The sequence below is a fragment of the Prevotellamassilia timonensis genome (assembly GCF_021531665.1).
Lineage (GTDB): Bacteria > Bacteroidota > Bacteroidia > Bacteroidales > Bacteroidaceae > Alloprevotella.
The window spans coordinates 1-13,081 of the sequence record NZ_JADYUH010000071.1 but is presented as its reverse complement, the minus strand read 5'-3'; the positions used below and the strand labels follow the sequence as shown (position 1 = coordinate 13,081).

The following is a 13,081-nucleotide window of genomic DNA, read 5'->3' as shown; positions in this document are numbered from 1 at the left end:
GCTCCCAGGAAAAATTAGGAGCGCACCCGGTTAAAATTTGCCTTCTTCTAATTTTAATTAGAGGAAGGCAAAGTAAAATTATGCGCCGAGTAGGCAAAATTGGGAGGCGAAAAGTGTTCCAGAAAGTTAAAAATGTTAATGTCGAATCGCTGAAAAATGGCTCAAAATTGTTGGATTTTTTGGGGGCGGAAGCCTACCCCAACCCCTCCCTAAAGGGAAGGGCTTTTCAAACTTCGACATGAGGTTATATATGAGGGTTTATATGACACCCCCGTGGAAGTGCTTTGGACGCCGTTGTGTAGGGTTTTGTGTGGTCTTGTATAGTTTTGCGAACGCTCGCTGTGTAGGGTTTTGGACGCTCGCTGTGTAGAGTTCAATGTAAGGTTTTGTGTATAGTTTGTGTATAGTTTGAAGCACAAACTATACATTTCGCAACGCGCGATAAATCAGCAAAATGGAAGGTTGAATGTAGGGTTTGTGTATAGTTTGCATAGTTTTTTTGTTTCCCTTTTATTTACGAAATGGTGCGGGTCGTGTAGCGTTTTCGCGTTTGGGAGTGACAAGTTCGCAGCCTAACGTCGTGTCCTTCACTGTCGTCGCCGAGCGCAGTTCAGCGAGCACGATTGCCAGTCGGTCTGCTTCGGCGGGTTGGGCGAACTCTGTTTGGAACATACGTTTGACGGCTGCCAACCTTTTCCGCACGAGTTGGGACGCGTCAGACCGCTTCACGGAAGCACCGCTCTTCAAGGAACGCCGGACCTATCTCACCAACCAGTCACACGCCTGCATCAGATTCTCCGTCACCTACACCTTCGGCTACGGCAAGAAAGTGCAGCGCGGCAACGAAATCGGTGAACAGGGCGGCGCCTCTTCTGCCATCATGAAATGAAAGGTGAGCCTACCCCAACCAAAACCTACCCCAAGGCGACACATGCTTTCGGCAGGGTTTGAACAAGGTTTGAACAAGGTTTGAACAAGGTTTGAACAAGGTTTGAACAGGGGCTGTTCAATGGTTGTTCAATGATTTAAGAACATTTACCGGACAGCAATAATACACATTAGAGTGAGAGAAGAAAGAATGCAACAGCAGTTCATGTTTATCGCCTTATGGTTGATGTTGTTTAAGCAGCATATAAAGGGGATTTAAACGGTATTCAACGGTCGCCTTGGTCAAAGGCTTTTCGCCACGGCAGAAGATTTTCGTTCTTTCCTGCCGTGGCAATAGTTTTTTCTAAGGACTTGTCATTTTTTTCTTGGGAGTCGTTGGTGTGCACACGTCCTGCGCACACGTGTGCATTCGCCCTGCGCACACGTGTGCATTCGAGCTGCGCACACGTGTGCACTCGTGCTGTGCACACCAACGAAATAGGAGACAGAAACGACAAATCGGCGGACAGAAACGACAAATCGGCGGACAGAATCGTTGCCACGCTCTCCGCGAACGGAGTTTTTTAACGCAAAATCGGCGTGACGCTCCGTTGTTCCGCCAACTAACGCCCGCAACATTCATTCCTGCGAAATAAAAATGGTAAATTTGCCACGGCAGTTAAGGCATTAACGAATCAAATTTCACGAACTGCTGCCTCAACCAAACCGAAAACACCATTCCCCATTCGCGCAGGCGGGCGGTGTGTCACAACAACCATTCTGACGCACCTTCAAGGGTAAAAGCCCAATGTGCATTTCGACACAACCTCCGAGCGAGTGGCTCAAACTCCACAACCATGTTCCACACACACTGTTGCCCCGCCACACGGCGGTTCCTCCTTTCCGTTCTGCTCGTCCTCTTCACACTGAGCGGCGCAGCACAAAGCATTCTCAACAAAGACAGCGACGGCTACTATCTCATTCAATCCGCCACCGACCTCGCGACTTTTCGCGACATGGTCAATGGCGGACAAGGCGATGTCAACGCGCGTCTCGCAGCGGACATCGACCTCAGCGCCGTCGCCAACTGGGAGCCCATCGGCACGCCCGACCATCCCTTCCGCGGACAGTTCGACGGCGCGAGCCACATCGTCAGTCATCTGAAGGTGCGCAACCGTGACTACGGCGGTCTGTTCGGCTATGCCGCCGCAGACCCCTATTCCCTCACCCCTGTCGTCATCCAAAACATCTTGCTGGACGCTCCGCGCTTCATCTACACCCGCCGGACGGACTATGTCGGCGCCATCTGCGGATATGTCACGGGAGAGAACGCTTTTCAGAACATGTCGAAAAACGCCAAAATCATTGGCTGCAAAGTGACGGACGCCGAGTTGCAAGCCTTCGGCGCCTCCAACTGCTGGGGCGGTGTGGTCGGAAGGTCGAACTATGCCAACGTCTGGGGCAACACTTTCAGCGGCACGGTGAGCGCATCCTCCTCGGTGGGAGGCATTGTGGGACATGCCTACTACTCTGACTTGATGTCGAACGTCCTGCCCGCCGCCACGCAGGTGAAAGCCTGGACCAAGAACAATGTGGGCACGATGGTGGGAGGAAATCACCTCAGTTCCGTGGGCTGGGAAAGCGGCAAGAACGAAGCCAGCGTTGTCCAAATCGCTGACCCCAACATCCCCGCGTTCTCGGGCGACACCTATCAGGTCGGAAGCGAGGGACAACTTGCCTGGGTTGCCGACCGCGTGGCTGAGGGCAACAGCGCCATCAACGCCAAACTGACTGCCGACATGGACCTCGGCGGCATCGACTGGCAGCCCATCGGCGACGCCACCCATCCCTTTGGCGGCGTTTTGGATGGCGACAGCCACACCATTCGCAACCTCACCGTTTCCGACCGGAGCAACGCCGGACTCTTCGGCATCGTCAAGGGCGGTGCCATCTCGGGACTCACGTTTGAAACGCCCCGGCTGGTCTATGCGAAGGCAGCCTCCAACGTGGGTGTGGTCTGCGGACAACTCCTGCCTCATTCCCGCACCGCCTACGTGCTCAACTGCGCGGTGAACGGCGGGCAGTTGAATGCCTACAACGGCAGCGCGGACTGGGGCGGCATCGTCGGGCGAGCCGGCGAAAACACCGTTCTCTTCGCGTGCAGTTTTGAAGGAGAACTGAGGGGCTACGAAAACGCCGGCGGCATCCTCGGTCACGCCGAAAGCGGCGTCAAGGTGCAACAGAGCGTGCTCCGAACGGGCAGCACGGTCACGACCGTCAAAGGCGCAGTGGGTGCCATCGTCGGACTCGACGAGGGTGCCGCGCTCACCGACAACACGACCGAAGACGGCAGCACAGTGGAGACCATCATCGACCCCTTCGTGCCGAGCGAAGATGCGGAGGGCGTCTATACCATATATAATAAGGAACACCTCAAATGGCTTCGCAACGAGACCAACGCCGGGCGCAGCCACGACGCCCGCCTTGCCCGCGACATCGACATGGAGGGCGAGACCTGGGAAGGCATCGGACAATCGGGCGCTCCCTACTCCTCCACCTTTGACGGTGCCGACCACACAGTCAGAAACGTGAAACTTGCCGACACGGAATGGAACGGTCTCTTCCGCTACGTGCGCGGCGGCGAAATCAAGAACCTCCGCATCGACAGCCTCGTCTGCCAGTCCCTCAACGGCAACCAGATGATTGGTGCCGTCGTCGGTCTCTGCGGCGCAGAATCGGCAGAGGCTCCCTCGCGCATCACCAACTGCCACGTCACCGCCTCCCACCTCATCGGCAACGGCAGAAACCTCTACTGGGGCGGCATCGCGGGCAGACCTTTCTTCACCGAAATCACGGATTGCAGTTTCCAAGGCACGGTGACGGGCGACAAATGCATCGCCGGCATTGCCGGTAATCCCGACAACTGCAAAATCACGCGCTGCACCCTGCTCGCCGGCTCCCACATCGAGGGCTATCGCACCGACATGGGCGGCATTTGCGGCACGGGCACGGGCAACACCGTGACCGACTGCGTCGTGGCGGACGAGAGCAACCTCTTCCCCGTCGATGACCCCATCACGCCCGCCTACGCCGACGGCTACTATCTCATCGCCAAACCTGCCCACCTCGCCAAGTTTGCGCAGTGGGTCAATGCGGGAAACACGTCCTACAAGGCACGCCTCATCGAGGACCTCGACATGAGCGGCTATGACTGCTGGACGCCCATCGGCAAAGACAAGAGCCACGCCTTCAAAGGCACGTTCGAGGGAGACAACCACCTCATCAAAAACCTGAAATTCAACAGCGACGCACAGGACAAATATCTCGGACTCTTCGGTTATGCCGACGGCGCGAAAATTCGCAACATCCGCATGGAGGGCACGAGCATGCCCTTCCTCAGCCTCAAGAAGAGCGCCGACTATGTCGGCTCCGTCTGCGGCTTCGCCACCAACCACGTGCGCATCATCGGTTGCCACGTCAGCGGCAGCTATCTCAAACCCGACGGCGGCAGCTGGTACTGGGGCGGCATCTGCGGCAAGGCAGACGTGGGCTCCTGGGTGCAGGGCTGCACGTTCCAAGGCACGGTCTATGGCAAAGGCTACGTCGGCGGCATCGTCGGCGAACTCAACTCGGGCGCAAAAGCCATGGACTGCGTCTTGCGCAGCGGCTCGTTCATCGACGCTTGGGACGACTACGTGGGCGGCATCGCCGGACGCGTCATCGACACAGAGACCTACATCGAAAACTGCTGCGTGGAAGACGGCAGCACCATCTCCGGACCCGAAGACAAGGTGGGACGCTATGTCGGCTACAACGAAGGACAGCAGACCAACGATGCCTACCTCGCAGGAAACGTCTATTACCAACCCACGGGAGCCACCGTCAGCGGCGAGGACAACGCCACCTGCTACGTCACCGAGGTCAGTTCGTTCAACACCACGCTGAGCTCTCCCACCGACTTCCGCATCTACACCGACATCGGCACCTTCTACAACTATCACACGACAAAGATTCGCTCCAACGCCTTCTTGGGAGCCACCGCCCTCAAGACCCTCTCCTTCGCCGACCTCAGTTCCGTTCCTGCCGACAAAGCCCACAAATGGATTGACCTCGACATCGCCGACGGCGCCTTCACCGACTGTCCGAACTTCGAAACGCTCTATCTCAGCTACACAGTCAGCAAAGGCGGCTCTCATGCAATCATGCTCTCCCCCTCCGACGTGCGACCCGCTGCCAATGCCTTCGTACGCTGTCCGAAGTTGAGATTCATGGTGGATGCCGAACTCTATTCCGCCTTCCTCGCCGACTCCCGCTGGAGCGTCTTCAAGAATCAACTGATTCGCACGACCTCCATGCGCCAGTCCGAGTTCACCGAATCCGGCGTGCTCTATGCCCGCGACCACCAAAAGAACGGACCGGCAGACTATGCGACCGAAACCGCCGACGACGGCACCACCATCTATCTCACCCACGTCATCGGCGCCTCGGAGGAACTCGGCACCTCGCTCGGCGGTGTGGCGGTCATCTTCAACGACCCCGGCACGACCTACGCCTACCGCACCACCAAGGTCTGGGCGGATGCCTTCCGAGGCAACGCCGACCTGCGCGTCGTCCGATTCCACGGCGTCAACTCGGGCAGCGTCCACACCGACGTGAAGATGGAACTCGGCAGCTATGCCTTCGCCGAATGCCCGGCGCTGCAATACGTGGACCTCGTCTATGGCAACACCAACACCAACCGCTACGAAGCACTGCAGCCCGACCAAATCGTTCCCACCGACAACACCCTGCTCCTCGGCAGCAACAACGCCCTCATCCGCGTCTGGCCCTCGCTCGTCGAAACCTTCAAAACCGACGCACGCTGGAAAGCCTACGCCGACCGCATCGTCGCCTGGGAACAGAGCGGACGACTCTATCCCGACGAAGACGGCGCTGTCTATCAAGGCTACATCTACGGCGCCGAACAGAACAGCCTCGACTTCTCCGATCTGTGCAGCAAATATGACACCCACAACGCCCAACTCCAAACCATTCTGGAGCGTGACAAGAAGGACTATGTCAGCCTCGACGTCAGCCCAATGCTCGTCGGAACCGACGAAACGAACACCTACTACATCCACGCCACGGGCGTCAGCAACGACTATCTCGAACAGAACAAAGGACACCTTACGCTCTACAACGACATCGGGTCCTACTACACCTACCGTCTCGTCAGCATCGACTCGCTGGCGTTCCGCAACAACCAACTGCTCAAACGCCTCGACTTCGGCGACGTGAACACCAACCTCGGCAGCGCCAAGAATCCGCTCTGCGTGAAAATCGAAAACCACGCCTTCAAAGGCTGCACCAACCTCGCCAGCATCGACCTCGTCTATCACAAATTCACGGGCAGCAACAAGATTGAATATCTCCAACCCACACAGGTCATCCCCGCCAAAGAAATCTTTGCCCCCGGGCAGCGCGTCTATGTCCGCGTCGCGCCGAACCTCGTCAATGCCTTCAAGGCTGACCCGAACTGGGCAACCTACGCCGACCGCATCATTCCCATCTCCACCAGCGAAGACCATTTCTACGAAGCCGGCGTGCGCTACGAATTCTTCCCCGTGCTCAACGACACGCTGAAACTGAAGGAGGAGTTCTACAACAGCAAGTACAACGAACTCTTTGCAAAAGACTACATCAGCCTGCACACGGGCTACGGACGCTTCGAGATGAACGAGATTCTCACTCCCGCCCACATCACGGAGGACGAAACCGTCCGCTATCTGCAAGTGACCGGAGTCGATGACGAAGAACTCGACAAGCAGGAGGGACGACTCACGCTCTACAACGACATCGGCACCAACAACACCTACAAGACCATCGCCGTCGATCGTCTCGCCTTCGCCGGAAACGAACACATCACCTCCGTCGGATTCACTGACCTCAGCGGAAACTTCTCCAAAAGCCACGGCTCGGAACTCGCCATCCTCCTGCCCAACCGCTGCTTCGAGAACTGCAAGAACTTGAAGTACATCGACCTCGTCTATCTCGTCACCGAAGGCACGAACCACTACGTGACCCTCTCGCCGCGACAAGTCATCGTGGGCGACAGCGTCTTCGTCGGCTGCCACCCCGACTTTGAGATTCGTGTTCCGGGCGAGAAATACCTCGAGTTTGTCTATGACGAGAACTGGTCGCAGTATCGCGACCACATCGTTGTCTATGACTACTCCCCCGTGGCGGAAGACCCCATCACCGAAGACGGCGTGGTCTATGACTATGCCTCCCACCTCATCAACAACCTGCCGACAGAGCAGAAGGGCTACATGGCATGGTCGCTGGCGAACATCCCCGTGCAGATTGCCAAGACCATTGTCACCACCACGCTGGCAGCCCTCACCGGAGGCGTCTTCGGTGCAGGCATGGAGGCCATCTCCACCGGTGTCTGGTCAGGATTCTGGAGCAACGTCGTCGCTCAGATGAACGCCACTGCCATGTCCTACGGCATGACCATCGGCTCCTACATCGCCCACAACACGGTGCTCAATCTCGCCGCCAACTCCACCTCCATCCTGCTCAGCCAGATGGGCGCGGGCTATGTCTCCGGCTTCACCGCCGGTCTGGGCTGCGCTGGCGTTTGGGCAACCATCTCCGGACTGGAAGCAGCCACCATGGGCGTCGTGAAATCCGGCATCGAAGGTTTGATTGCTTCTCTGAAAATCGACGTGCCTCTCAACTTCGGCTTCTATGAAGGAATGGCAACCATGGGAGCCATCATGGAACTCAGCAGCACCACCGACCCCGTCGAACTCAACGCCTCGGAATATGACTCCGGCGCCGACCTCATCGGACAAATGGACATCAACACCGGAGGATTCCCCGCCTGGTGGAGCGGAACCGCACAAACCCGAAACATCGAGAACATCTACCACGTCTATATCAAAGACGTCAAGAACGACGAACTTGACGCCAACAACGGGAAAATGAGAATCTACAACGACGTCGGCTCCTACTACCACTACCGCACCGTCAGCATCGACCACAAAGCCCTGCGCGGAAACGAACACATCCGCAGCATTGAGTTCACCGACTGCGCCGGCTCCTTCATCAACAACAAGAGACCGTTCCAAATGACCGTGCCCGACAGCACCTTCTTCAACTGTGCCAATCTGGAACGCATCGACATGTTCATGGAGAACACGGAATATGACAACTGCCTCCAGCCCCTCGGTCCGGAGAACTTCTGCCTCATGGGTTCCTCCGTCTTTGCCGGCTGTCCGCGTCTGACAGTCTATGTCGCTCCCGAACGATACGAGGACTTCAAGAACGACTCCATCTGGGGAAAACTGAACATCGTGGTCAAGAGCGACTATGAAGAAGCCACCGACGACAACGTCTGGGGAGCCTACTACTCCTACAACTACATCCAAGGCTCGCTCATGGACTACAAGGACGTGAACGGCAAGAAAGTCTATAATCTCCACATCTCCAAACCCGACAACGAATATCTCGAAGAGAACGACGGCGAACTCATCATTGCCGTGGACTACGGAACTACCTATAACTACAACACCACCTACGTCAAAGAGAAGGCGTTCATGGGTAACGAGCATCTGAAGAGAATCTTGATTTCTGACAACTATAACCGTGAAGCACGCTGCTTCACCACCCCTTCCATCGAATTGCGCGACTCTGCCTTTGCCGACTGTCCCAATCTGGAAAGCATCTATCTCTGCTACTCTGCCTACGGCGAAGAGCCTCGCGAGTTCAAACCGCTCAAGCCCTCTCAGATTCGACCGCTGAAGGGAGTGTTGGATGGAAGCCCGAAGGCTGTGTTCAAAATCTTCTACGACGAATATCCCGACTACCTCATCTCATCATCCTGGACGAACTACACCGGCCGCCTCCGCCCCGTGCTGACCCGGTTCGACGACAAATATGTCAGAGATGCTTTCTTCAATTCCGCGCTGCACCTTCCCGACCGCCAATACGACATGTACCTTCATCCCGTCCTCGAAATGAAGCTCGACACCGTGCGCAACGGATATGGCTGGCAGAAGGACCTCGACAATCTCCGCGGCAATGAGAAAATGGCAAGCTTCACTGAACTGCGCAAATGGCAAACCCTGCGCTTGCAATATCTCGCCGACAGCACCTTCATGAACTGCCGGAATCTGCAGCGCGTGGAACTCCCCGCCACCCTGCGCCGCATCGGTCAGCACTGCTTCCAAGGCTGCACCTCGCTGACTATGCTTGAAGTGCCGGACTCCGTGGAACGCATCGACGCCTGCGCTTTTGCCGGCTCCGGTCTGCGCGAACTCCACTTCAACGCCACAAAACCCGCCTCGCTCGAAGGCTCGCCCTTGGAGTTCGGCATCAGCGACTACAAGATTTACGTGCCTGCCGCCGCCGTCGATGCCTACAAAGCCGCCTGGCCGCAGTATGCCGCACACATCGTCAGCGAACGCCCCATCCAACATTACTACGTGGTGAACATGCAGGGAGAAGCCGGCACGCTGGCGGAGCGCCTCAACCTGACTGTCAAGTCCAATCTGCCCTGGCTCTACGGAATGGAAGGCGACTATCACCACATTGACAGCCTCAAAGTGATTGGTCCCATCAACTCCTTCGACGTGGCACTCATCTCCATGCTGGTGAACACAAACGTGCTGAACCACCTTGACCTCAGTGAAGCCAAACTGAGAGAAGGGGGAGAATATAACTGCAAAATCTATCCTCCTCTGGATGATCTTGAAGGATTGAACCACGAAATGTATAAATACATCAATGTGCGCAACGACGATGAAGTCAGCAGTTCCCTTTTCTCCTTCCCGAGTGGTCACCTCGAGACGCTCATCCTGCCGGACTGCGACCTGACCTACAAGTCCAATTGCTTCGAGAAGGGAACCGCCCGGAAACTCATCGTGATGCCCAAAGCACCGCTCAAAGCAGACAACAAATGGTTCAATGAGAACAACCTGACAGCCGACATCCTCTATCTGGACACGAAACCTTTTGACTTCTCTGAAGCCTGCAAAAGTTCCGGCGGACAACCTTCTATCTACTGCCCCTACTCCATCTATACCGAGATGGGACGCGTGAAGGAGAGCAACAGCCACGTCAATGTCTATGCCCCCTTCAAAGATGACATCGTCTTCACCACCCTCGCCCGAAAGGGATTCTACAAAATGAGCGAATTCGGCAAAATGACTTCCACCCGGGACTGGTTCCGAGGCTCCGACATTGAGTATTTCGACGAACTCTTCTCCGCCGTACGCGACACCATGCTGACCAACGGATGCTTCGCCGACTGCAAGAAACTGAAGTCCATCTCCCTGCCGGTGAACACACGCTACATCGACCACACCGCCTTCGCCGGCTGCACCTCGCTCCGCGACATCAACGTCTTCTGCCCCAAAGTGCCGGAACTGGAGAACGCCGACATCTTCGACGACCTGCCGGAAGACTATCGCATCAAGGTGCTCTCCACCAAAGTGGATTCCTTCCTCCTTGCCTGGCCCGAGAAGGTGGCACGCCACATCATCTCCTACGCCGACGCAGCGAAGACTCGCGAAATCATCCTCCCGGCACCCGGACTGCTGGCTGACTCGCTCGGACTCACCCTCAACGCGAACAAAATGGTGGTGGAACGGGGACACTTTGAAGACATCAAACGTCTCAAAATCTCCGGAATGGTGAACCTCTATGACATCAACCTCCTCGCACACCTCGCCGGACAGTTGAGAAGCACGGAAGACAAGATGGTGTTTAACCACTACCATACAAGGAAGGTCGGAAAAGAAGATGTGAAATATATTCCCGATTGGGAAGAACCGGAGGAAGTCTGGGGCAACAAAATCGTGCCCGACATCTCACCCGCCAATGCCAACCTCGCCTTCCTTGACCTCTCCGAAGCCGTGCTCTGTGACGAAGAGGGCAATCCGCAGAAGGACTTCGTCATGAAACGCTATCAGTTCCAAAACTGCGACAAACTCGAGACCATCCATCTGCCCCGAACCATGAAGCGCACACCCGTCGGACTCTTCTCCTATTCCAACAACCTCAAGACTGTGGTGCTCGGCGACCAAACCAACTTCCTCAAGAACTGGACCTTCAACAACTGCCCGCGACTCAAGTCCATCACGACGCTCCGAGGCGACCTCGAGTTTGAGTCCTACGGCTACGAGGGTGTCTTCACCGAAGGCTTCACCATCGACACGCTCTTCTGTGCCGGTCCCGATGTGGCAACGCTCCGCGCCAACCGCGCCGTGCAGGCTTACGCCAAAAACGTGATTGCCGCCTACAACGACCGCGGACTCATGAACATCTTCTCGCCACGAGGCATTGCCACTGAGAACTCTCTGTACCGAGTGGAGGAACTGCCCGACGAGTTCCGCAACAACCCCGATGTGAGAGACCTCAAAGCACTCGAAAAATGCTTCCGCGTGAAAGACGTTCCGGAAGGCTTGTTCTCCGGCTGCCGCAATCTGAAATATGTCACGATGCCCGGCGAACTCACCTCCGTCGGTGCCGGACTCTTTGCGGGCTGCGACTCGCTGCGCTACGTGGATTGGCGCACCGACAACGGACTCGCCCTCTCCAACATCGATCGCAGCGACGAGCGTTCTCCGTTCTTCGGACTGCCGCGCCGCACATTGGTCTATGCGCCCGTCAATGCCGGCGAGAACGTCATCAACACGTTGGCTGACGGTGCTTGGCACACGTCCTCGTTCTTCATGGACGACAAACAGGAAGTGGAGATTCCCTTCGCCTTCACCGCCGACCATGCTTCCATCAGCCGCGCCTTCGTGCCGGGAAGAAAGAGCACGGTTTATCTGCCCTTCGGACTGCCGCGCGGCGAAGCTGCTGCCATGGGACGATTCTATGACTTCAAGGACTACAACAGTGTGGACGGCACCGTGACCTTCGTCGAAGTCGCCGAACCGCAAGCGGGCAAGCCCTATCTCTTCCTCCCCGCCGCCGTCACCTTGGACGTGACGGACAAAGAGGGCGGCATCCCCGTGGTCAAGACAGACGTCATGAGCGGCAACAGCCAAGGACTCTACGGCACGTGGGTGCGCAAAACCTGGACGTCCGACCCGCAAGTGCTTTGGGGCTACTCTGCTGCCGCCACGGCAGGCTATGAAGCAGGACAGTTCGTGCGCATTGGTGCCGGAGCGAGCATCGCCCCGATGAGAGCATGGCTCAAACTGGACATGTACGACGAAAACACTCCGAACTTCCTCGGCGTCTTGATTACCCCCAACGGCGAACCCACCGGCGTGGTGGACATCACCGACGGCGAAGTGGATGCGAGTGACAAACTCGTCGATGTCTATACCACCTCCGGACAACTCCTTCGCAAACAAGTGCCCGCCACCGAAAGCCTCCACGGACTGCCCGCCGGCACCTACATCATCGGCGGTCGCAAAGTGGCTGTAAAATGAACTGCCACAGGATGCGATATATAATAAGGTATAAAGCGAACTCGGTTCGCATATATAATAAGGTATAAAGAAGGTGCGTCAGAATGGCTAAGATGCAAGCCCGAATCCGATAGCAACGCAGCAAATTGGCTGTTATGACCCACCGTCACACAAAGAAAAACGTATGAAAAGAAACTATATCAAACCTTCTCTCTCCGCGCTCCGTTTCCAACCGTCTCCCCTTCTCTCCACTTCGACCGTTGAGGAAGAGACACGCGGCGGAGGTGGCGGCTCCGGCTCCGGCTATGACGGCGAATTGGGGTCTTCGCGCCGCCACACCAATGACCCTTTCAGCACCCACCGCTCCTCCCCCATCTGGGGCGAGCAGTGAGGAACACACGAAGGTTCGCCGCACTGCTCAAACGACAAACGTTCACTCATCTTGATTGATTATGAAGAAACGCATCATCAACTTGGTTTCCATCCTGGGCGCCGTGTTTGCGCTTGCATGGATTGGCTGGAGGGGCGCAGTGCTCTGCGGCTTCTCTTCTCACGACAACGAACAGAAACTGCCCACGGACGATGCCTCGGCATTCGTTCTGCTGACGGACGTCGTGCCCGAACTGGCTTTGTCGCAGCTCACTCCGGAGCAGAAGCAACGCGTCCGTCCCTTGGCGATGCCCGTCCCCGTTCGCGAGGTGGTGCTTTCTGTGGCGCCCGACTTTGTGCGTCATCGGATGGCGTCCCTTTTGGAAACTGCCGTGAAGGAAAGCGTGCCGCAGGAAATGCTCCGCTTCCGAAACACC

The 13,081-nt window shown here is 56.7% G+C and carries 4 protein-coding genes and 1 pseudogene; all 5 read left to right on the top strand.

All coding sequences use genetic code 11. The features are described 5' to 3' along the window. Positions 1 to 242 (top strand): hypothetical protein (locus I6E40_RS09715; RefSeq protein WP_235386841.1); only part of this gene is annotated, 242 nt, incomplete at its 5' end. Positions 243 to 580: 338 nt separating this feature from the next. Further along, positions 581 to 889 (top strand): hypothetical protein, encoded by a 309-nt coding sequence (locus I6E40_RS09710; RefSeq protein WP_235386840.1) that lies wholly within the window; start codon positions 581 to 583, stop codon positions 887 to 889. A gap of 835 nt (positions 890 to 1,724) precedes the next feature. Beyond that, entirely contained in the window at positions 1,725 to 12,296 is a 10,572-nt protein-coding gene (locus I6E40_RS09705; protein ID WP_235386839.1) for a leucine-rich repeat protein, read from the top strand. Positions 12,297 to 12,459: 163 nt separating this feature from the next. After that, positions 12,460 to 12,666, top strand: a complete 207-nt coding sequence (locus I6E40_RS09700; RefSeq protein ID WP_235386838.1) for a hypothetical protein — start codon at positions 12,460 to 12,462, stop codon at positions 12,664 to 12,666. Positions 12,667 to 12,727: 61 nt separating this feature from the next. Beyond that, positions 12,728 to 13,081 (top strand): annotated as a pseudogene (locus I6E40_RS09695) (hypothetical protein); the annotation flags it as partial.

Bases quoted from the DNA above. Each gene is read 5' to 3' on its own strand.
- I6E40_RS09705 (WP_235386839.1), top strand. From the start codon at position 1,725: ATGTTCCACACACACTGTTGCCCCGCCACACGGCGGTTCCTCCTTTCC.
- I6E40_RS09700 (WP_235386838.1), top strand. From the start codon at position 12,460: ATGAAAAGAAACTATATCAAACCTTCTCTCTCCGCGCTCCGTTTCCAA.